Raw genomic sequence first — 21,309 nt, forward strand, 5'->3', positions numbered from 1 at the left:
ACTCAGAGGAGGGTGGCGTCGCGCAACCCGGTGTAGAAGGCGAGCGCGTAGTCGGGGGTGCTGAAGTAGATCTTGGATCCCTTCGGGAAGAAGATCGCGTCCTTGGCCTTGGCCACGGTCTTCTGCCCGGTCTCCTTGTTCTCCAGGAGGAACTCGCCTTCGAGCACGACCTTCATCTCGTCGTATTCGTATTCGTAGTACAGCGGTTCGTCGGTGTGGCGCAGCTCGAAGTACCCGCTGCACATGGGGCTTCCGTCCGGGTTCTCGTAGACGTCTCCGATGAAGCCCTCGGTGCCCGGGTACTCCGCCTCGGGCATCTTCGGCAAATCCTCGTATCCGCCGCTGGTCACGCGGAACTCCAGGGCCTTGGCACTCTCGATGGTCACGATGCTCCTTCACAGGTTCGATCTGGGCGTACTCGCGGGCGGCGGTACGTCGGCGACATCCGGGGTCCGCGCCCCATCGGCACGACTCCCCGTAGTGGACTTTGTCCCCTGTTATGAAACAAGGGTCGTGTTTCGTATTCGTGACGGCGCTGTAATGGCGTGCTACGGAACCGGCCCGTCCCGGGCAGGGTGAGCGGTCGGGCACGCAGACATCGACCCGCAGGTGCTCGCCGTTTCGGCCCCTGGTCGGTCGGGTACCGCGGTCGGCAAGCCGGTTCCGCCGCATGCGAGCGACCCGGCCCAGGCGCCCGGTTGAGAACCCAGCCGGGCGCCGTCTCATGACTCGACTCCGCGGGCCTGCTCGGCACGACCGCGACAGCGCGGCAACGTGATTCGCGATCGGTGTTGCACCTTCGACCAGACTCTGACAACATACGTTCTCAGTTTGATCGGAGGGATCGATGGGCCATCGGCGTCAGTGGGTGACGGTTGCCGGCGCAACCAGCACGACGGGTCGTGCACGAGGTGCGCGCGATGTCGGCGGAGTGCCTGACATGCAACCCACGTGTACCTCGAACCCGGACGCCTGGTTCCCGGAGCAGGCCGCCGGTGCCCGGAGCCTGGCCAATCGGCACGCTGTCGACGGGTGCGTCCGCTGTCCGATCCGTTCGCGCTGCGCCCGCCTCGCCCTGGACGATCCGACTCACCTGACCGGGATCTGGGCGGGTGTCTACGTGCCGCCGCCGGGCAACCAGCACCGGGCCCGTACCCATGCACTGAATCGATTGCGATCCATCGGCTTTCCACACGCACACCCGAACGAAGAGCACCGGACGACGGCCTGACCCGACGATGCGGTGGCATTCGCACACGACATCGGCCCGGGTGCGGCGACTACCTGAGAGGTAGTGGCTGTCACGACGTCTGACGCCGACACTGGGATCACGACGATCCGCAGAGGAGGTGTCTGATGACCGACCGACCGACCGTCGGCAGAAGGCCCGCTGCTCTCCTCGCGCCCACGGGCTCGAGTCCGCGGTGGCTGACCGCGGTCATGCGGTGCGATCGCGCCCTGTCCTCGTGGTTCATCGGGGCGGGCTTCTTCTTCGCGCCGGTCTTGTTGATCCTCGACCCGTGGCCTGCCGCCGTCGTGATCGCCTGGGTGGCGATCTCGGTGTCCGGGCTATGGCTCGGTCTGCTCGGCGTCTTCATGGCCGCCGGCCTTGCGCAGGTGCTGCGCGCCGGCGACGAGATCCCCGACGAGTTCTGGTCCGGTCTGCTGGATTACCGGACCCGATGAGCCGGCCGGAGCGACGGTCGAGCGGCTAGGCCGACTCGGCGGCCCGGGCCGTCGGTGCACCCGTTCGGCCACGGACGAGCGCGGCCGCTGCGATGAGCACAAGTGACAGGCAGGCCGCGACGACGAAGGCCAGATGAATGCCATCGGCCCCCGCCTGCAGCGGGTTCACCCCGTCGTCGATGGCCGACTGTGTACCCCGGGACATCAGCGTGATGAACAGCGCGGTGCCTGCCGCTCCCGCGACCTGCTGGATGGTGCTGACGGTCGCGCTGCCGTGCGAGTACAGCTCGGGACTCAGCGATCCCAGCGCCGAGGTCATGAGCGGCGTCAGACCGAAAGCGATACCAGCACTGAGGATCACGTGAGCCGCGATCACCATGCCCAACGACGACCCGGCGTCGAGCGTGGTGAGCAGCCACGTGCCGGCACTGACGGCCACAGTGCCCGGTAGCACCAATGGTCGTGCACCGACCTTGTCGAACAATGCACCGACGAAGGGCGCCAGCAGACCCATCACCAGGCCACCGGGCAGGAGCACGAGGCCGCTGGTCAGGACGTCCTTGCCCATCACGTTCTGTAGGAAAAGGGGAAGCAGGATGAGTGCGCCGAAGAGCGTCAGCATGAACCCGGCCATCAGCACGACGGCCAAGCGGAACGGTGCGATCGCGAAGGTCCGCAGGTCGAGCAGTGCCAAGCCGCGGTCGGCGAGTTTGAGCTGTCGCACGACGAACAACGCGAGCGCGACGGCGCCGATGACGAGTGGCACCCACGGTGGGATCGGGGCGTGCCCACCCGCCGACTCCCCGATGCTGCTGAGACCGTAGACGACACCGCCGAAGCCGAGAGCCGACAACGGGACCGAGATGAGGTCGAGCTGCGCGGGCCGACGTTCGGTGACGTTGCGGACGAACACCCCGCCGAGGATCAGCGCACCGATCGCGATGGGCAGCACGATCCAGAACATGGCTCGCCAGCTGAGGGACTGCAGGATCAGGCCGGACACCGTCGGACCGACGGCCGGCGCGACGGCGATGACGATGGAGACCAGTCCCATCGTGCGGCCACGATTCTGCTCCGGGACGACGTTCAGGATCGTCGTCATCAGCAGCGGGACCATGAGCGCGGTGCCGGACGCCTGCACCACGCGGGCGACGATCAGGAGTTCGAAGCCCGGCGCGAGGGCGGCGGCGAGGGTGCCGATCGTGAACAACGTCATCGCCGCGATGTAGATCGAACGCAGGGTGAATCGCTGCATCAGGTAGCCGGTGATCGGGATGACGATCGCCATCGTCAGCAGGAACCCGCTGGTGAGCCATTGCGCGGTGGCGGCGGTGATCTCGAGGTCGGCCATCAGGGTGGGCAACGCGACGCTCAGGATCGTCTCGTTCAGGATCACCACGAAGGCCGCGACCAGCAGGACCCCGATGAGCAAGACGGCGCTGCGATCCGTGCCGGTGTCGGTTCTGTTGTCGGTGCCCGGGAGGGCGGCGTTCTCGGTCACTGTCGTTCTCTCATCGCTGTGGTGGTCCGGGTCGATCACACGGCGACGCTACCGGAAAGTGGCAGAGACTGCCAGGCTGGCACCGACTGACACCCGCGCCGGTCGACCGCTAGTCTCGACCCATGCCGGAATCCTCCGAGACCGGCGGGTTGCGGGCCCGCCGTCGAGATGCGACGCGCCTGGAGATCTACGAGGCCGCAGTGGAACTGTTCGAGCGCAACGGATTCGACGAGACGACGGTCGACGAGATCGCCGCGGCCGCCGGGGTCTCACCGCGCACGTTCTTCCGGTATTTCCCGACCAAGGAAGAGTGCGTGCTCTTCGACCGCTTCGGTTTCGACCAGGCACTCGACGACCATCTGGCCGGCATCGACCCCGATGCCCTGTCGCTCGCCGACATCGAGGGCGTCTACCGGCAGCTCCTGGAGGGGTTCGGTGATCGCAGCGACGACGTGTCCGCCCATTTCATGCGCGTGCAGAAACTCGTACTCGCGACACCCACCCTGAGCCGAGCCGCCCTCGGCCGCTACGCCGACAAGTCACGCCGACGGCCCGAGGCCCTGGGCGACCGCAGCTCGGCGCGAACTCGCGGTCAGCTACGGATGATCCTGGAGATCGCCAATCTCGAGGTGCAGTGCGCCTTCGAGGAGTGGGTAGAAATCAACGAGCGTCCCGGGTCGTCGGGGACGCCCCGGCCACTCGTGGACGTCTACGACGACGTGTGCCGTCGGATGCGGGAGCTCTAGTCGAGCCAGTCGAGCACCGACGCCGCGGTCCAGCTCTGTTGCATGCTGCCGAGTGGTTCGCCGGTGAACGGTTCGTAGTACTCGGCGAACGTCCCGTCGGTGGCCTGGCGGAGTCCTTCCTCGCGCAGGCGCGCCGACCGCTCGGTCCAGCCGCGGCGGGCGAACGCCCAACTGAAGAGCCAGGTCATCACCGGCCAGACGGGCCCGCGCCAGTACTCGCGCGGGCGGAAGTCGGCCGAGATCGGTGACGTCGACGGCGGGACCGCATACCGCAGATCCGGGTGGCCGCAGTAGCGCGGGCCGTCGAAGAGTCGCAGCAGCGCGCGTTCGCGGTCCCGGGAGAGGCCGCCGCACAGCAGCGGCGCGAAGACCGCGATCGTCTCGGTGTTGATCCACGAGTTGGCGCGCAGGTCGAAATCCCTTGCGGCACCGTTCCGATCGTTGGCGGCGGACACTACTCCGGCCCGGAACCGGTCAGCCCACGCGCGGAGATCTCGGACATCCGACCGCGGTTTGGAGTAGTCCTCACCGATCGTCGCCAATACATCGCAGGCGACGGCGAAGATGGCGGAGACGAAGACGTCCTCGACGGCGAAGCTCATCACCTTCGGGAGCAGCGCGTCGTCGTAATTGGCGCGCTTCATCTGTTCGACGAGCCAGATGTAGCGGTCGTACTCGAGGTCGGTGGGCCGCATCGAGAAGTCGTCGACGTGATCGAGGTCGGCGCGCTGGTACGGCGGAAGGTCGACCCCGGGGATCACGTTGGCGTACGCGGAATCCCAGCGTGGCGAGTTGTCCATCCCCGACTCCCAGCCGTGGAAGATGGTGATCCGCCCCCGGCCGTTGGGGTCCCGCGCGTGTGCCAGCCAGCGATGCCACCGCACCAGCGAACTCCATCGCCGGTCGATGAACTCGTTGGCGACGGCGCGGGTGGTGCGACCGTGGCGTCGGGAGTGATCGAGGATGCGCTGCACCGCGATCGCATGCACCGGCGGCTGGGTGATACCGGACGTGTCGGGGAAATCCGGTGCGCACTCGGCGAGGCGGGCGCACTCCCAGCGAGCCGGCCCCGGGAAGTAGCCGTCGCGGCCGTTCGCGAAGACGATGTGCGGAATCATCCCGTTGCGCCACTGCGCCGACAGCAGGGTGTCCATCTCGATGACGGCCCGCTCCACCGACAACGGTGCGAGACCGACCGTGACGAACGCCGCATCCCAGCTCCACATGTGCGGATACAACTTGGGCGCAGCGCTTGTCATCGTGCCCAGGTCGTTGCCTCGGAGCAGGTACGCGGCACGTGCCGACAGCTGCGTTGGGGTGAATCCGTACCTGGCCACGTCGACGATTGTGCCCCGCGACGTCGGCGTCTGCTCATCGAGCCCGACGGGGCTGCCACCCACGGATTCGCAGTAGGGTCGAGAGGTGCCCACCGCGTTGATCACCGGGGCGAGCCGCGGCCTCGGAGCCGAGATCGCCCGCCAGCTCGCGCCGACCCACGACCTCCTGCTCGGCGGACGACCCTCCCCCGAACTCGATCGGCTGGCGACCGAACTCGACGGCGCGAGCACCTTCGCCGTCGATCTCACCGGCTACGACGAGGTCGAAGCCGCGGTCGAGGCGATCACCGAGCTCGACGTCCTCGTCCACAACGCCGGGGTGGCCAGCAGTCTCGAACCGGTCGCGGAGACACCCGTCGAGGAATGGCGTCACATCCTCGAGGTGAACGTCGTCGCGGCCGCCGAGCTGACGCGATTGCTGCTCCCCGCGTTACGAGCGGCCGCCGGCCACGTCGTGTTCATCAACTCGGGCGCGGGACGCCGGGTCAACCCCGGATGGACCCCCTATGCAGCAAGCAAGTTCGCGGCGCGAGCGCTCGCCGACGGGTTGCGTGTCGAGGAACCGACCCTCCGGGTGACGTCCGTCTTCCCCGGCCGCATCGACACCGACATGCAACGCGACATCGTCGCCATCGAAGGAGACGAGTACGACGGGTCGCGGTTCCTGCGTCCCGCGACCGTCGCCCGAGCAGTCGTGCACGCCATCTCCACCCCGGCCGACGCCCACCCCGAAGAAATCGTGCTGAGGCCGACCGGGCGGGGCTGACTGCACGGCTGTCCGACAAACCCACCCTTATTCCGTAAACCCACCCGGTCCAAGCGCGGTGGGTTTACGGAAAAAGGGTGGGTTTGCGGTTCAATCGGGTAGGGGTCAGAGCTGCTTGAGATCCGACTGCTGCCAGACCGCGCGCATCGTCGACACCTTGCCCTCGGCGTCGAAGACCATGATGTCGACGGGGGTGATCTCGAAGGCGAGTCCGGCGGTCTTGGTGACCAGCGTGAACTCGAAGACCGCGGTGTCGCCGGCGATCTTCTTCCACTTGAGCGTCGCGGTGCGCTCGTCCATACCGGTGATCACCGAGTAGAACTCCACCAGCTGCTCGCGGGTGTCGCGGATGTCCGCGCCGATGGGGTCTTCGACGGTCGCGTCCGCGGCGTAGAGGTCGGCGATCTGCTCTGCGGCACCCGAGTTGAGCAGCTCGATATAAGAGTCGACGGCCGCGTCGATCTTCTCGGCGAGCCCGGCTTGTTCCACGGTCATGAATCCTCCAGAAAAGTAGAACGTGTTCTAATTCGGCACGGTAGCACGGCGTCCGTCAACCGGTGGATGATTTCGGTGCCCGGTCGGAGTTGTTTGATACGTTCGCCGCACAGTTTCCCCGCGTGCGGAAAGGCCGGTGCACCTCTCGATGACCGAGCCGCCGCGCGTACCTCCACCACCGTCCGGCGAGCCCCCGTGGCAGCCGCCCGTCGTATCCGACGAGTGGAGCCCGGTGCCAGATGCGGGACCGCCGCAGGGTCCACCCACACCGCGGCCGCCTACCGTGCCCGGACCGCAGCCGCAATGGGGTTCGGCGATGTCGACCCCACCTGGCTCGAGTGCTCCCCTTCCGGGGAACGGGTGGCCGGGGTGGATGCCGCCACGACGACCGACGCCCGTCAACGCACTGCTGCAACAGATCTTCTCCACCACGTTCGCGGCACCGCGCGTCTTCCTGGGCCTCGTCGGCGTGAGCTGGGCCGCGGCGGCGGCACCAGTCGCGCTCGTCACCTGGTGGCTGGTGAGTGCCGAACCGACCCTCGACGACCCGGACGACTGGGCGAGCCTGGCACCGGTCATCGCGTTCGTCCTCATCGTCTTTGCGCAGTGGACCGTCATGACGGGCGCACTCAGCGGTCTCGCCGCCCGTCCCCTGGCCCGCCTGCGCGCCGGGTCCGTACCGACAATCGACGACACCCTGCGCGCGGGACGCCGGTCCCTCGCCCGACTGTCGGGGTGGACCGCACTCCTGGGACTCGCCGTCGCCGCGGCGTTCGCCCCGGGCATCGCACTCCTCGGACTGGGCATCGCCTCCGACGGAATCGTGCTGATCACCGGGAGTCTTCTCCTCTTCCTCGTCGCGCTCATCCCGGTGACGTGGCTGCTGGTACGCACGGTGTTCACGGCGCCGGCGATCGTGATAGACGGCCTCTCCGTGCGAGACGCGATCGCCCGCTCGGGGTCGTTGTCGGCGGAGCGGTTCTGGCGGACCTTCGGCATCCTGGCGGTCATGGTCGTGCTGGCGTGGGTCGCGATGACGACGATGATGTACCCCTTCGATCTTCTCGGATCGATCTCCGGCATGTGGTTCGACGACGGGGACGCCCGTGCCACCGAGACCGTCGTCGCGGTGATCGGCATCGTCGTGGCGTCGATGGTCGTGCAACCGGTACTGACCGTCGTCCCGGCCGTCCTGTTTGACGATGCACGCGCCGAGGCGGCCCCGACGCCGTTCTTCTCCGGACAGGGTGACCGGTGATCGGAGTTCTCGCTGCGCCATTGGACCCCGGCAACGACGAAGCACGCCGGTGGGCCGAGGAGGAGCTGTCCGAATCCGAGTATCAACCACCCGAACCGTCGTGGTTCGACCGCTTCGGTGAGCGGCTCTGGGAGTGGATCGCCGACAACGTTTTCGGCTGGTTCGGCGGCTCCGACACCCTTCGGGGCATCGTGATCGTCGTGGCGATCGCCCTCGTCCTCGGGCTCGTCGTCGCGGTCGTCCGGCATCTCCGACGCAACCCACGAGTTCCCCGCACCACCGCTGGCCCGCCAACGGGGTCGGTACTGACAGGGCCGGCTCGGTCCGCGGCCGACTTCCGGTCCGACGCCGACGCCGCCTTCGCCGCGGGCCGGTACGACGAGTGTGTGCTCGCCGCCGTCCGTGCCGTGGCTCGTCGGGGTATCGAGCGCGGTCTGCTGGCCGATGAACCGTCTCTGACCGCCCACGAGGTCGCTGTCGACCTCGGACCCCGCTTCCCCACCTACGACTCCGGGTTACGAACGGCGACAGACCTGTTCGACGCCATTGCCTACGGCGACCGACACGCATCGGCCGAGTCCGCGCGCGCGGTCCTCGACATCGAACGCGGGGTCTCGTCCGCACGGCCGGTCGACCAGGACACGGTCCGGTCGAGCCGACTGGCGGTGCCCCGGTGACCGGCACCGTGCAGGCGACGCCACCCGGACCCGTCACGTCGACGCCGATGCGACCGGCGCCCGCGAAGAACAAGACGCCGGCGTGGATCTGGGTGACCATCGTGCTGGTAGTGGTCGCCGGCGTCGGGCTCCTCGGTGTCACGGCACTCACCGGGGCGCAAGGCACGCCCGGTCCCGGCGTAAGCTACGACCCCGACAACGCCCAGCCCACCGGATCGCGCGCTCTCGCTCAGATCCTCGACGACCACGGGACCGACCTCCGGCAGGTGCGCGGCCTCGCGGAGTTCACCGACGCCCCACGTCCCGGCCGCGGGACCACGGTGGTGGCGAGCTCGACCTCATCGCTCAATCCCGGTACGACACAACAGTTCCGAGAGCGCGTGCAGGACGCCGACCGCGTGATCCTGATCGCGCCGGACACCACCGTGCTCACCGCGCTCGACCTGCCCGTCACGTCCGGTTACGGCGCCGGCCCGGCAGCGGTCCCCGCGGGTTGCCGCACGCCCGGCATCGACGAGACCGACGTCGTCGACTTCAGTCCGTTCGGATACTCACCGACCTCGCCCGCGGCCACGGCCTGCTTCACGTCCGACGGGACATCGAATCTGGTCGTGGTCCCCCGCACCGCCGACCGTCCCGAATTCGTCGTCATCAGTGGCGCAATGCTCACCAACGAGCACCTGGCACAGCAGGACAACGCCGGCGTCGCCGTGCGGATATTCGCGAGGTCCGACGAGATCCTCTGGTACGTGCCCTTCTTCACCGATCAAGTCGCGACCGAGGAGGAGGAGTCCGACATCCCGGCCGCGGTCGGGCCGCTGATCGTGTTGACCGTCTTCGCGGTTCTGGCCCTGATGTTGTGGCGGGGCCGGCGATTCGGCTCGCTGGTCACCGAGCCGCTCCCGGCGGTCGTCAAGGCGGTCGAGACCACCCGGGCGCGGGGCCGGATGTATCACCGCGCTGGAGCCGACGCGCGCGCCGCGGCGGCGCTGCGCATCCACACGCTGGGTTCGCTGGCGTCGTATCTGGGACTTCCGTTCGACGCCGCCCGTGCCACCGACGCACTGTCGCGACCCGACTGGGACACCGTCGTCGCGTCGACCGAGAACTCGGACCCGATGGTGTCGGCGATCGTCCTCGCCGTGGTGGGGGCTACGCACCGTGATCTGGGCGAGGTCCGGTCGCTGCTGTCCGGTCCGCTCCCCACCACCGACACCCAGCTCGTGCACTTCACCGCCGAGCTGACCAACCTCGAGAAGGAAGTCCGACACACGCCATGACCGTCGACCCGTCCCGCAACCCACGCCCCGGTCCGTTCGCCCCGGACGCATCCGTACACGCAGACCCGTTCGCCAAGGCACCTGCCGGGCCACCACCGGAGTACGCGCACCACCGACCCGGCGGAGCGCCGAACCGCGCCCGCGATGCGCTCGGGGCCGTGCGCGGCGAGGTCGGGAAAGCCGTCGTCGGCCAGGACCCGGCGGTGGCGGGCATCCTGATCGCGCTGCTCTGCCGCGGGCACATCCTGCTCGAAGGCGTTCCCGGCGTGGCCAAGACGCTGCTCGTCCGGTCGGTGGCGGCCGCGCTCGACGTCGAGACGAAGCGCGTGCAGTTCACCCCCGACCTCATGCCCGGTGATGTCACCGGCTCACTCGTGTTCGATTCCGCCAGCTCCGAATTCACCTTCCGCGAAGGACCGGTGTTCACCAATCTCCTGCTGGCCGACGAGATCAACCGCACCCCACCGAAGACCCAGGCGTCATTGCTCGAGGCGATGGAGGAACGGCAGGTCACCGTCGACGGGGATTCCCGCCCGCTGCCGAGCCCGTTCCTCGTCGCGGCGACGCAGAACCCGGTCGAGTACGAGGGCACCTACCCGTTGCCCGAAGCCCAGCTCGACCGCTTCCTGCTGAAGGTCACCCTGCCGCTCCCCCCTCGCGACGACGAGATCACCGTGCTGACGCGGCACGCCTCCGGATTCGATCCGCGGAATCTGTCCGCCGCCGGCCTCCGTCCGGTCGCCTCGGCCGCCGACATCGAGGCCGGCGCCGAGCAGGTCCGCCGGGTGACGGTCGCCCCGCAGGTCACCGCCTACATCGTCGACATCGCCCGGGCCACCCGATTCTCGCCGTCACTGGCCCTCGGCGTCAGTCCGCGCGGCGCAACCGCACTGCTCGGCACGAGCCGGGCATGGGCGTGGCTGAACGGCCGCGACTTCGTGACCCCCGACGACGTGCAGGCGCTCGCCCAATCGACGCTCGCGCACCGCCTGTCGTTGCGCCCGGAGGCCGAACTCGAAGGGGTGTCGGTGGGTTCGGTGCTCGACGCCGCGATCAACTCGGTGCCCGTCCCCCGCTGATGTTCCTCACCGGCCGCTTTCTGATCCTGGTGCTGCTCGGTGCGGTGCCCATCCTGATATGGCCGAACTACTTCGTCCCCGTGCTGTGGGCGCTGTTCTGTGTCCTGCTCACCTGCCTCGACATCGCGCTGGCAGGGTCCACGAAGTCGATCATCATGTCGCGGTCGGCACCCGCCCCGATCCGGCTCGGCCAGCGCACGACGTGTTCGATCGCCGTCACCAACCACGGCTCGCAGACGTTCCGCGGAGTCTTGCGCGACAGCTGGCAGCCGTCCGCGGGTGCGTCGGACAACACCCACCGGGCGTCCGTTCCACGTGCGGAGACCCGCTCGGTGACAACGACTCTCACCCCCACCCGGCGCGGTGACCGACTCGCGGTCCGGGTCGCCGTCCGCCGGGTGGGTCCCCTCGGCCTCGCCGGACGTCAACGGTCGGTGCCGTTGCCGGGCCGCGTCCGCGCGCTCCCGCCCTTCGACTCGCGGCGGCTGCTGCCGTCACGGTTGGCCCATCTGCGGCAGCTCGACGGCCGGTCGGCGGTGCGCGTGCGTGGTCAGGGAACCGAATTCGATTCCCTGCGTGACTATGTCGAGGGTGACGATGTCCGCAGCATCGACTGGCGGGCCACCGCCCGGCGTCGTTCGACCGTGGTGCGCACGTGGCAACCGGAGAAGGATCGGCACATCGTCATCGTCCTGGACACGTCTCGGACGTCGGCCGGGCGTGTGGGCGACACACCTCGACTCGACGCCGCGATGGATGCCGCGTTATTGCTTGCCGCGCTCGCGTCACATGCCGGCGACCGGGTCGATCTGATCGCCGGCGACCGGCGGGTCCATCGACGGGTGGTCGGCGTCGGTCGCACGATGCTGCTGAACAGCCTCGTCACCGCGATGGCGGATCTCGAGCCCGCCCTCCTGGAAGCAGATTGGCCACTTCTCGGTGCCGAGGTCGCCAAGATCGGGCGACAGCGCGCACTGCTGGTCCTACTCACGCCCCTCGAGCCCGCGGCCGTCGAGGAGTCGCTGCTCCCCCCGCTCTCGGTGCTCGCGCAACGCTACAAGGTCATCATCGGCTCAGTCGCCGACCCCGCCCTCGACGACATGCTGACCGAGCGCGCCGACGCCGCACAGATCTACGACGCCGCCGCCGCGGCACGCACACTCACCCTGCGGGACCGCACCGCCACCGCGGTGGGCCGGCTCGGCGTCGACGTGGTGGATGCCCCACCGGACAAGCTGCCCGCCAAGCTCGCCGATCACTATCTGTTACTCAAGTTGCGAGGGTTGCTCTGACCGGTGCGATTGATGCTCTTCGTCATGACAGTGACTGCTCGACAATCGTTTTCAATTTTGTGTATGCCAGCGGCGCCGACCACGCGAGGTGTCTCCGCTGGCACCGGTGTCGTTGCATTCCCACAGCTATGTCGCGCGTCGCCCGAGACGTTGTGAAGTTGATCTTGACAGACAGCCTTCATCCTCTGCTCTCGAGGCGAGACGACGGACACCGACAGTCGAGAGCAACCGACACGCTCCGCTACCACTGCACAGTCACTCGTTGCTGCTTTTCGCGTCCGATGCATCACTATGTTCCCGACACTGACCATGGTCACGAACACCTTGCTGGCATGGCATTCGAGGAGCCGATCGATCGCAGCTTCGGCGCGACGCGGACGATCAGAGTGCACTCAATCTGTGACAACGTATGCGACTGTGCCACTACCCAAGACAACTAGCGAGCAGCATCGACTGTCGGGCTGTTCAAAAGTGTCGGGCTCGTCATGAGACACCCGAATGAACCTGGGCCGCCCACCTCACTCGGGTCATGCCACGCCACGCTCGATGCGTGACAGCGATCGCCCAGAGCCCGAGACCGCCAACCCCTCCGGCTCCCGGACGCAGGCGTCTTTCAGAAGCTCTCAGATCGAGGTGGGCGGGCCACGCTGCCGCCCACCTCGCCTCACCACTCGGTGTCGCGGCCGCAGGTGCGCGATGCGAGCGGCGGTTCGGCTTGAACCAGGTACCCGGCGCCGAACGGTGCCGACCCCGCACGTGAGGGTAGGTAGCACCTGTTGCGGATCGCCGACCTGCGCGAAGACAGCATCGATTTCAGCGGCCAGCCAGGTGTCTTCGGCGTCGATCACGTCGACACATCCGGCTGGCGACGCAGCCGTGACGCAGCCCATCATCATCTCAGACCTCCCGGTACTGGGGTGACAGTGACGAACCACCTCCCCGGTCAGTCAGCCCGAGGCCGCCTCGGAGCCGGCGGTGATCTCCTGACGTCCGGCGCCGGAATGCTCGATGGCCACCTTGCGAGGCTTGGCCTTCTCGGCCACCGGGATCGTCACCGTGAGCACACCGTTGTCATAGGCAGCAGAGATCTTCGCCGGATCGACACCCTCACCCAGAGTGATCTGTCGACGATAGGTGCCGGCGAACCGCTCGTTGGCCAGCCACTGCACACCCTCATCCGAGAGTGCGCTGCGATGCGCCGACAAGGTCAACACCCCATTGTCGACGTTGAGATCGATCGAACCAGGATCAGCACCAGGCAGGTCGGCGATCAACGAATAGTGGTCGTCGACCTTGTACACATCGATCGGCATGAACCGCGGTGTACGTCGGCCAGCGCCGGACTCGCCGGTGAGAAGTCCTCGAGCCCAGTCATCAACCATGGAGAACGGATCGATACCCAGCATCGCAAACACCTCCTTGATCCACGGGTGCCGCCACGCTGACGGCACCACATCAACCATCACTGCGCGCCATCAGATTAGCACTCAACGCCAGTGAGTGCCAAGCGTCTTTTCGATGATCAACGCACTCAGTCCTCCACCGGCACAACAGCACTCGACCCAAGAGCAGAGCAGTAGCCCGCTTTCGGCATCGGGTGGCGATTCACCCAGACGAGTGCTATCTAGGAACACGACGTTCACCCCCGGCACGTTCCGGCGACATGACCCAGGAAGGACCCAACCGATGTCGGCCCCCGCCCCTGAACTTCACCCGATCGTCTGGCCCGACCCCAGCCCGCTGCAGCACTGGTGGACCCACATCATGGGCCGGCCACGTCACCACCCGGATCAATCCGAACACCGGTACCAGCCACACCGGACACCCGTAGAACAGCAGCGACGCACGCCCGGCCCGAATTAACCAGCATGGGTGCCTGTGGGCTCAACAGCATCCCTCGACAGCAGCTGGCTTCCGCTCGACGGCCCTGACCGCGTCACACACCTCTACGGCCGGGCCCACACCTCCCGAGGCGTAGTGACTTGGACGCCTCGAGCTCAGGGTGGCGTTTCGGGACGTGCGTCGGCCCTGCGACGACTCTTGTTGTCGCACAACTCCAATCCCACCACTTGGATCGAACTCGCAGTCATGACCTCTCGCAGCCTCACATTTCACCGTTACACCCCGCCCACCCCGCACCACGACCTACGGTGGGCCCTTGCCTACCTCATCACCCTGGCCGCCATCCTTGTATTCCTCACCACGTCGCAATGACACCTCGATCCCCTGGCGGGTTTGCCGGCGCCGCGACAGACCACGTCCGTCCACGCCTCGGCCAGCCCTGGCCGGGCACCCCGACAGCGGGTGACGGCAGCGGTTCCCTCGAAACCCTCGACGACCTACCTCCGAACCCGCGCCGTATCCGGTTCGAGCAGCCGCGCAGGAAAGCCCTCACCGCACACCGTTGCGACAGGGGACATTCCGCGGCGCACCACCACCCGACTCGCCGCAAAACTGGCCCCTCCGCGAGCCGAGCGTGCCCGCGATCGGAGGCTGCGCGAAGCCACGCAAGAAGCCGAACGTCATGACCTTCTGGAGGACCGCCGCCGGTCCGATCTCACACCTCCACAACGCTCACACCGCCACCGCCGGGATGTCGGCCGCATAGCGGATGACCGAGCCGACTCGGCCGAAACGAGGGTCTGTCCGATATTCGGTGTAAGCGGCGGTTTTCCGATTGCTCGGTGGGTCAGCGTTCTTCGGCTGCGGGCATACGATCGGCGAACGTGATGGCCAGGGCGTTGAGCGCTGGCTTCCAGCGTACGGCCCACTTCGTCTGACCGGTACCCTTTGGGTCCAGCGACCGGGTCACCAGGTACAGCGTTTTGAGTGCGGACTGCTCGTTCGGGAAGTGCCCGCGAGCGCGCACCGCACGCCGGTAACGGGCGTTGAGACTTTCGATCGCATTGGTAGAGCACAACACCCGCCGAATCTCGACGTCGTAGTCAAGAAACGGAATGAACTCCTCCCACGCGCTCTCCCACAGTGCCACGATCGCTGGGTACGGCTTTCCCCACTTCTCAGCGAATTCCTCCCACCGCAGCCGGGCCTCAGCGGCGGTCGGCGCGGTGTAGATCGGTGTGAGATCGGCGCTGATCTGGTCCCAGTACTTGCGGGAGGCGTACTTGAAGGTGTTGCGGATCAGATGGATGATGCACGTCTGTACCGTGGCCAACGGGAATGCGGCAGATACACTGTCGGGCAACCCTTTCAGCCCGTCACAGACAACGAAGAAGATGTCGCGGACACCCCGGTTCTCGAGGTTGGTGAGCACCGCCAACCAGAACCTGGCCGACTCGCCGCCCCCGTCACCGGCCCACATGCCGAGGATGTCTTTGTGCCCGTCGAGATCAACACCGATCGCAGCATAGATCGGCCGGTTACGTACCTGCCCGTCACGGATCTTGACCATGATCGCGTCGATGAACACCGCCGCGTACACCTTCTCCAGCGGGCGCGCCCACCAACCCACCATCTCCTCGATGACCCGATCAGTGATGCGCGAAACGGTGTCTTTCGACACCGACGCACCGTAGACATCGGCGAAATGCGCCGAGATCTCGCCGGTCGTGAGGCCTTTGGCATACAGCGACAGCACCACCCGATCCACATCGGTGACGCGACGCTTGCTCTTACCGACCATCACCGGGTCGAAGGTGCCGTTGCGGTCGCGGGGGACCTCGATGGGCACCTGCCCGCACGCATCGGTCAGGACCCGTTTCGTGCGCGTGCCGTTGCGTGAATTGCCGGTGTTGCGGCCGGCCACGTCATGTTTGTCGTAGCCAAGATGTTCGGTCATCTCCACATCGAGCGCGGCTTCGAGCACGCTCTTGGTCAATGCTTTGAGCAGCCCGTCAGGACCGGTCAGCGCCACCCCCTGAGCGCGTGAGCTACGTACCAGATCGCTCACCAAAGCCTGCTCGGCCTTCGAGAGCTCACGCACCGCATCCGCGGTGGTGACATCGTGTTCCCGACCGGTCTGAACCGGCCCTGCCACCGGGGCATCCACGCCCCCGATAGTGTCGGTCATCGTCGTGATTCCTCCTGCCCCACGCCGGGGGCGATCACAACCACTTACACCGAATCAGCGACAGTCGCGGCGGCGAGACCGGGATAGAGGGTCGGTAGAGAGCCACCCTGGCCCTCTGGGGCGTCGCGGTCGTGGTCACGACTTCTGGATGGGGATGGAAGCCTGCGAAGGTTGTTGGCCGCAATGTCTTTGGAGGACGAGGGAGGCAAGGACCGTACCGAGGTGGTGACGCGCCCCGGCGAGGTCGCCGATCGCAGCGAGGTGGCGGACGAGACCGATGTGTGCGGCGAGGTGGCGGCGTCGGTTCGAGGTGACGCTGAAGTGATGGGCGCGGTGGAAGAACTGGTGGGCCGAGTATGGCGTGGGTGCCCGGTAGACGTCGCGCATGGCATGCAGATACTGACGACGGTGGTCGTCCGGGGGCGAGTGCGTCCCCCTCGGGTTCTCGGTCACAGCGCATCCCTCGAACTAGTACGCGCAGGCTGGGTCAACCCGCGTCATCTAACTACTATAGGGCCTAGTAATTGGCGGCGCGGTGGGTGCTGGAGTTGCGGCGTCACGGACGAGCCCCTGGGGCATACTGGCTGGTGGTGCAGGTGGCGGACCGCCGGGAAGGTGTATTGAGCGTGGGTCTCAGCGAGCACGACGGCGGGCGTCGAGGATCGAGGCGAACGATGGGTGAGCATCCATGAGTGCAGCGGTGGTGTTAGTTGTTGCCGCAGGTGTGCTGGGCTGGCTGTGGCCTCGATGGATGGTTCGGGTGCAGGGCCGTATCGATGCTCGTTGGGTGTTGGTGGCCTGGCCGGCCGCGCAGGTCGTGTTTGCGTTGTTGTGGGTGGGAGCTGTTGTGACGCTGGCGGTTCCCGGTCATTTCGGCATCCATTCGTTGTCTGAGGTGGTGTCGTGTCTGCGGGTGTTGTCACACGGCGCATCCCCGCGGGTGGAAGCGATCTCTGGTGGCGTGCTGGCGGTGGTGACCGTGGCAGCGATTGTCCGAGCGGTGACGATCGCGGTGCGATCGGCGGTGCGGATGCGTGGTGCTCGTGAGGAGTATCTTCAGTCGTTGCGGTTGGTGGGCGCCCGCAGTGAGCGCTATCCCGATGTGTGGTGGCTCGCCGACGGGCGGCCGATGGCGTTTTGTCTGCCGGGCAAGGATGCCGGCATTGCCGCCACGACCGGGTTGCAGGCGGCGTTGTCCGGTGAGGAACTCGATGCCGTCGTTGCTCATGAGCGCGCACACCGGCGGCAACGTCATCACACCGTGGTGTTGGCGGCCCGCGCTCTCGGGCGTGCGTTCCCGCTGATTCCGTTGTTCAGCCGCGCGGGCCGTGAGGTCGCCGGCTTGGTCGAGCAAGCCGCCGATGCCCGCGCGGCCCAGCTGGTGGGTGCGCGGGCGGTCTGCTCGGCGTTGGGAACGTTGGCCCGTTCGGGACCTGTAGCGGGCCCGGTGGGTGTGTTGTCGATCAGCGATTCGTCGTCGGTGGGGCCTCGGTTGAGCCGCTTGGACTCCGGTCACCGGTGCCGGTCGCGACGTCATCATGTGGGTGCTGCCGCGGCGGTGGCTGGTGTGGTGGCGGTGCCGACCACGCTAGCGGTGTCCGGTGTCGTCTCGGCGATGGTGATCGCGATGTGTGTGTAGCCGAGACCGACCCGGGCAGGTCCGACCGCTAGGGGTTGTTGAGAAGCTGCTGCATCCTCGCAATTTCGCTCTCCTGATCAGTGACGATCTGACGTGCCAGAGCGATCGCCTCGGGCGATTGGCCGTCTTGAATCTCGGTCTTGGCCATGGCGATGGCGCCGCGATGGTGTTCGATCATCTGCGTCAGGAACAGGCGCGACGCCTCGGCTCCTTGCGCGTCGCGTAGCTGCTGCATCTGTTCTGGCGACATCATGCCCATCATCGACGGCATCGGGGAGGAACCCGGCGCCATCGACGTACCCATGTCCATGTTGTGTCCCTGGCCCTCGAGTGGGGCTCCCCATTGCTTCAGCCACGACTGCATCTGCTCGATCTCGGGCTGCTGAGCGTCTTTGATCTGCTGGGCCAGACTGACGACCTGGGGGTTGATGTTGTCCTTCTCCAACAGGATGTCGCTCATCATGATCGCCTGGGTGTGGTGCGGGATCATCTGCTGGGCGAACGAGATGTCCGCGCTGTTGTGTTCGGCAGTGGCCGCCGCTGAGGATTCGGTACTGGCCGTGCTGGTACCCATCCCCGACATCGAGGAATGATCCTCAGTCGAGGTGTCCGAACACGCGGCCACCACTGTCAGAACAGCCGCTGCGGCAGCAACGACGACACCGGTTCGTGTGGCTCTCATCGATCTCCTCCTCAAGGGTGATACTTCGCCACCGCCCGGCGGCGCTTCGATAACGATTCTACTAACGCCGATAGTAGTTAGTCGCCTGTCCGGTGCCGGGAAAACGGGCGGTGAACTGCGCAAACAAAGCCGCTAATGCCTGATTAGTTCGCTTCGTAGTGGAGCCGCGTGTGACTGGTGGGGCACAAGTGACTTGTGGTGTGATCTCGCGGGTACACGCATGGCACTCGTGCGTGGGTCTACGACGTCCGTGGGGAAGGTGCGACCGCATGCAGATGGTGTTGACATCGCTACGGGTCAAGGCGGGGCAGCGGTGGGGCCCCAAGGCGCTGGGGGTGGCGGTGGCGGTGTGTGTGGGCGTTGCGCCTGTGATTGCCACCGCACCGGCGGCGGCCTCGACCGATGGACATGTGGCCGGGGAGTTGATCGCGATCGTGCAGGACTCGGTGAAGGCCGCTTTGGGTGGTGCTGCAGCGGCGAGTTTGGGGGAGCCGATCACGCAGGCGGCGTCCTGCCTGGGCGCTCAGGCCCAGTCGGGCAGTGTCGGCGATGCGGGCAGTGTGGCCGCGCTGCAGTGCTTCGGCACGTTTTCGCGCATTGATCCGATAGACGGGTTCCGGATCATCGACGCGTTACCGCTGGCTCGGCTGGTGGCCACCCTGATCGCCGCGATCGTGCCGCACGATCCGAACGAGCCGCATGGCCCCCAGCCGCAGGAACCCGGAACGCCGACACCGCTGCTGCCCGGTAGTGGCGGTGCGGTGGCGCCGACTGCGGGTGAGATCACGTCCACCTTCGGTGACGGACGGGGCCATCAGGGCATTGATATCGGTAATGATCTGGGTGCGCCGATTGTCGCTGTGGCTGACGGGGAGGTCATCACCTCCGGACCCGCTGAGGGGTTCGGGTTGTGGATGCGGATCCGCCACGATGACGGCACGATCACCACCTACGGCCACAACGACGAGAATCTGCTCGAGCAGGGCGCGCGAGTACGGATGGGCCAATCGATCGCCACGGTGGGCAACCGTGGGGTGTCGACCGGCCCGCATCTGCATTTCGAGGTTCTCGATCCGACGGGAGTCAACGTTGATCCGGCACAGTGGCTGGCCGATCGCGGGGTGGTTCTGGCGATGGCCGCTGATGCCGACGCCCGCGCGCCGGGGCCGGTGGTGCCGCAGTGGGTCGGCGAACCACGCCTGTGACGAACCCGGCGTGGTGGGTGGCTCAGGAACGAACGAGGCGAGCGATGGCCGCCGAGGCTTCAGCGATCTTCTCCTGCGCCTCGTCCCCGCCGGCGTGGGCGGCATCGAGCACGCAGTGGGTGAGGTGGTCGTCGAGCAAACCCAGCGCGACCCCCTCCAGTGCCTTGGTCAGCGCCGAGATCTGGGTCAGGATGTCGATGCAGTACTGCTCCTCGTCGACCATCCGGTGGATACCTCGGGATTGGCCTTCGATGCGCTTGAGGCGGGCCAGGTATTTGCCCTTGTCGCTGATGTAACCGTGGGAGGAGTGTTCCGAGGCAGAGGATTCTTCCGGGGTGGAGGATTGTCCCGGTGCGGACGCAGCGGTCATGGACTCACCTTCTCAATGGATCTCGGTCGGTTGTGCTGCAGTCCACGCACTGTACTCGCGCCTGGCTGCAGGTCGAGTCGGCGCAGCAGTTGCGCGTTGAGTGCGACCACGACCGTCGAGGCTGACATCAGAATCGCTCCGACCGACATCGGCAGGACGAACCCGATGGGCGCGAGAATTCCGGCGGCCAGCGGTACCGAGATCAGGTTGTATCCCGCTGCCCACCACAGGTTCTGCTTCATTTTTCGGTAGCTGGCGTCCGACAGCTCGATGACCGACAGCACCGAGCGGGGGTCGTCGCTGGCGAGGATGACCCCGGCCGAGGCGATCGCGACGTCGGTACCGGCCCCGATCGCGATGCCCACATCGGCTTGGGCCAAGGCCGGGGCGTCGTTGACGCCGTCGCCCACCATCGCCACCTTGCGTCCTTCGTGCTGCAACTCAGCCACCTTGCTGGCTTTGTCTTCCGGGCGTACACCGGCGAACACCCGGTCGATACCGAGGTCGTGAGCGACGGTGTGCGCGACCGCTTCAGCGTCGCCGGTGATCATCACGACCTCGACCCCGCGGGCGTGCAGCGCCTCGACGGCTTGGCGGGATTCCCCACGCACCTCGTCAGCGAGTTTGACAGCTCCGATCAGCTCAGTGTCGCGGGTGACATGCAAGATGATTGCGCCGTCGGCGCGCCAGCGATCAGCGATGGCCAGTTCCTGATGGCCCTGTTCCTCGAGCATGCGGGGCCCGCCCACCCGCACCGTGGCACCCTCGACGCGAGCGGTCACACCAACCGCCGGTGACGAGGTGAAGTCGGTGGCCGCGGGAACCGGCTGGGCGCGGTCGCCGGCCGCTGCGACAATTGCTCGCGCCAGCGGGTGCTCGCTGTCGGCTTCGGCGCTGGCGGCCAGGGTGAGCACGGTGTCCTCATCGACGCCGTCGGCGGCCGCGATCTTGATGACGGTGGGCTCACCCTTGGTCAGGGTTCCGGTCTTGTCGAACAGCACCGCATCCACAGTGCGCATGGCCTCAAGTGCCAACCGGTCTTTGACCAGCACGCCGCCGCGGGCGGCGCGTTCGGTGGCAATGGCCACCACCAGGGGGATAGCCAAGCCGAGTGCGTGCGGGCAGGCGATGACCAGCACGGTGATGGTTCGAATCACCGCCTGGTCGGGTTGGCCGATGACCGTCCACACGATGGCGGTGATGATCGCTGAGCCGAGCGCGAACCAGAACAGCAGCGCTGCGGCGGAATCGGCCAGCCGCTGGGCG

The 21,309-nt window shown here is 66.9% G+C and carries 22 protein-coding genes; 12 read left to right on the forward strand and 10 right to left on the reverse strand.

The features are described from left to right. Positions 1 to 2: 2 nt before the first annotated feature. Positions 3 to 386 carry a cupin domain-containing protein gene (locus AS181_RS18215; RefSeq protein WP_058252945.1) on the reverse strand — a complete coding sequence of 128 codons (384 nt, stop codon included), beginning with the start codon at positions 384 to 386 and terminating at the stop codon, positions 3 to 5. A gap of 554 nt (positions 387 to 940) precedes the next feature. On the opposite strand from AS181_RS18215, the gene AS181_RS18220 reads away from it, so the two are divergent. Together AS181_RS18220 and AS181_RS18225 are read left to right on the forward strand one after the other, a co-directional pair. Next, the gene (locus AS181_RS18220) at positions 941 to 1,231 is read left to right on the forward strand and encodes a WhiB family transcriptional regulator (RefSeq protein ID WP_058252946.1); all 291 of its coding nucleotides are present in this window, start codon (positions 941 to 943) and stop codon (positions 1,229 to 1,231) included. A 125-nt stretch (positions 1,232 to 1,356) separates the two neighbouring features. Then, positions 1,357 to 1,686 (forward strand): hypothetical protein, encoded by a 330-nt coding sequence (locus tag AS181_RS18225; protein WP_058252947.1) that lies wholly within the window; start codon positions 1,357 to 1,359, stop codon positions 1,684 to 1,686. A 25-nt stretch (positions 1,687 to 1,711) separates the two neighbouring features. Here AS181_RS18225 and AS181_RS18230 read toward each other — a convergent pair whose 3' ends face one another. Further along, on the reverse strand, positions 1,712 to 3,187 hold the full coding sequence (locus tag AS181_RS18230) for an MDR family MFS transporter (protein WP_058252948.1): 1,476 nt from the start codon (positions 3,185 to 3,187) through the stop codon (positions 1,712 to 1,714). A gap of 122 nt (positions 3,188 to 3,309) precedes the next feature. On the opposite strand from AS181_RS18230, the gene AS181_RS18235 reads away from it, so the two are divergent. Next, the gene (locus AS181_RS18235) at positions 3,310 to 3,933 is read left to right on the forward strand and encodes a TetR family transcriptional regulator (RefSeq protein ID WP_058252949.1); all 624 of its coding nucleotides are present in this window, start codon (positions 3,310 to 3,312) and stop codon (positions 3,931 to 3,933) included. Here AS181_RS18235 and ggh read toward each other — a convergent pair. Continuing rightward, entirely contained in the window at positions 3,930 to 5,270 is a 1,341-nt protein-coding gene (gene ggh / locus AS181_RS18240) for a glucosylglycerate hydrolase (RefSeq protein ID WP_058252975.1), read from the reverse strand. The genes AS181_RS18235 and ggh overlap by 4 nt on opposite strands. Positions 5,271 to 5,355: 85 nt before the next feature. On the opposite strand from ggh, the gene AS181_RS18245 reads away from it, so the two are divergent. Next, positions 5,356 to 6,036: an SDR family oxidoreductase gene (locus AS181_RS18245; RefSeq protein WP_058252950.1), complete on the forward strand. Its 681-nt coding sequence runs from the start codon at positions 5,356 to 5,358 to the stop codon at positions 6,034 to 6,036. Between the two features lie 105 nt (positions 6,037 to 6,141). On the opposite strand, the gene AS181_RS18250 is transcribed toward AS181_RS18245, so the two are convergent. Continuing rightward, positions 6,142 to 6,531, reverse strand: a complete 390-nt coding sequence (locus AS181_RS18250; RefSeq protein ID WP_058252951.1) for a nuclear transport factor 2 family protein — start codon at positions 6,529 to 6,531, stop codon at positions 6,142 to 6,144. A 373-nt stretch (positions 6,532 to 6,904) separates the two neighbouring features. Between AS181_RS18250 and AS181_RS18255 the strand changes: the two genes are divergently transcribed. The 5 genes from AS181_RS18255 to AS181_RS18275 are packed head-to-tail and all read left to right on the forward strand — an operon-like array spanning position 6,905 to position 12,117. Beyond that, entirely contained in the window at positions 6,905 to 7,789 is an 885-nt protein-coding gene (locus AS181_RS18255) for a glycerophosphoryl diester phosphodiesterase membrane domain-containing protein (RefSeq protein WP_058252952.1), read from the forward strand. Next, complete coding sequence (locus AS181_RS18260) at positions 7,786 to 8,466, forward strand: DUF4129 domain-containing protein (protein WP_058252953.1); 681 nt, start codon at positions 7,786 to 7,788, stop codon at positions 8,464 to 8,466. The genes AS181_RS18255 and AS181_RS18260 overlap by 4 nt, the downstream gene beginning before the upstream one ends. Further along, on the forward strand, positions 8,463 to 9,746 hold the full coding sequence (locus tag AS181_RS18265) for a DUF4350 domain-containing protein (protein WP_231742537.1): 1,284 nt from the start codon (positions 8,463 to 8,465) through the stop codon (positions 9,744 to 9,746). Before AS181_RS18260 ends, AS181_RS18265 begins: the two co-directional genes overlap by 4 nt. After that, on the forward strand, positions 9,743 to 10,825 hold the full coding sequence (locus AS181_RS18270) for an AAA family ATPase (protein ID WP_058252954.1): 1,083 nt from the start codon (positions 9,743 to 9,745) through the stop codon (positions 10,823 to 10,825). The genes AS181_RS18265 and AS181_RS18270 overlap by 4 nt, the downstream gene beginning before the upstream one ends. Further along, entirely contained in the window at positions 10,825 to 12,117 is a 1,293-nt protein-coding gene (locus AS181_RS18275) for a DUF58 domain-containing protein (protein WP_058252955.1), read from the forward strand. The genes AS181_RS18270 and AS181_RS18275 overlap by 1 nt, the downstream gene beginning before the upstream one ends. A 947-nt stretch (positions 12,118 to 13,064) precedes the next feature. Here AS181_RS18275 and AS181_RS18280 read toward each other — a convergent pair. After that, positions 13,065 to 13,523, reverse strand: a complete 459-nt coding sequence (locus AS181_RS18280; protein ID WP_058252977.1) for an Hsp20/alpha crystallin family protein — start codon at positions 13,521 to 13,523, stop codon at positions 13,065 to 13,067. A 682-nt stretch (positions 13,524 to 14,205) separates the two neighbouring features. Here AS181_RS18280 and AS181_RS25645 point away from each other — a divergent pair. Then, on the forward strand, positions 14,206 to 14,331 hold the full coding sequence (locus AS181_RS25645; protein ID WP_269434039.1) for a hypothetical protein: 126 nt from the start codon (positions 14,206 to 14,208) through the stop codon (positions 14,329 to 14,331). 475 nt (positions 14,332 to 14,806) lie between these two features. On the opposite strand, the gene AS181_RS18285 is transcribed toward AS181_RS25645, so the two are convergent. After that, complete coding sequence (locus AS181_RS18285) at positions 14,807 to 16,147, reverse strand: IS256 family transposase (protein ID WP_254859612.1); 1,341 nt, start codon at positions 16,145 to 16,147, stop codon at positions 14,807 to 14,809. A 135-nt stretch (positions 16,148 to 16,282) separates the two neighbouring features. Continuing rightward, complete coding sequence (locus AS181_RS18290) at positions 16,283 to 16,600, reverse strand: hypothetical protein (RefSeq protein WP_058252957.1); 318 nt, start codon at positions 16,598 to 16,600, stop codon at positions 16,283 to 16,285. Between the two features lie 235 nt (positions 16,601 to 16,835). Here AS181_RS18290 and AS181_RS18295 point away from each other — a divergent pair, with 235 nt between their 5' ends. Next, positions 16,836 to 17,786, forward strand: a complete 951-nt coding sequence (locus AS181_RS18295) for a M56 family metallopeptidase (protein ID WP_005179979.1) — start codon at positions 16,836 to 16,838, stop codon at positions 17,784 to 17,786. 28 nt (positions 17,787 to 17,814) lie between these two features. Here AS181_RS18295 and AS181_RS18300 read toward each other — a convergent pair whose 3' ends face one another. Continuing rightward, on the reverse strand, positions 17,815 to 18,468 hold the full coding sequence (locus tag AS181_RS18300) for a DUF305 domain-containing protein (protein WP_058252958.1): 654 nt from the start codon (positions 18,466 to 18,468) through the stop codon (positions 17,815 to 17,817). 269 nt (positions 18,469 to 18,737) lie between these two features. Here AS181_RS18300 and AS181_RS18305 point away from each other — a divergent pair, with 269 nt between their 5' ends. Beyond that, positions 18,738 to 19,673, forward strand: coding sequence for a M23 family metallopeptidase (locus AS181_RS18305; RefSeq protein WP_058252959.1), 936 nt, complete (start codon positions 18,738 to 18,740; stop codon positions 19,671 to 19,673). Positions 19,674 to 19,695: 22 nt separating this feature from the next. Here the strand turns inward: AS181_RS18305 and AS181_RS18310 are convergent, their stop codons facing one another. Together AS181_RS18310 and AS181_RS18315 are read right to left on the reverse strand one after the other, a co-directional pair. Beyond that, complete coding sequence (locus tag AS181_RS18310; protein WP_058252960.1) at positions 19,696 to 20,043, reverse strand: metal-sensitive transcriptional regulator; 348 nt, start codon at positions 20,041 to 20,043, stop codon at positions 19,696 to 19,698. Further along, positions 20,040 to 21,309 (reverse strand): heavy metal translocating P-type ATPase (locus AS181_RS18315; RefSeq protein WP_139114217.1); only part of this gene is annotated, 1,270 nt, incomplete at its 5' end. The genes AS181_RS18315 and AS181_RS18310, both read right to left, overlap by 4 nt.

This window comes from Gordonia sp. SGD-V-85 (assembly GCF_001456905.1).
In the GTDB taxonomy this organism is placed as follows: Bacteria; Actinomycetota; Actinomycetes; order Mycobacteriales; family Mycobacteriaceae; genus Gordonia; species Gordonia hongkongensis.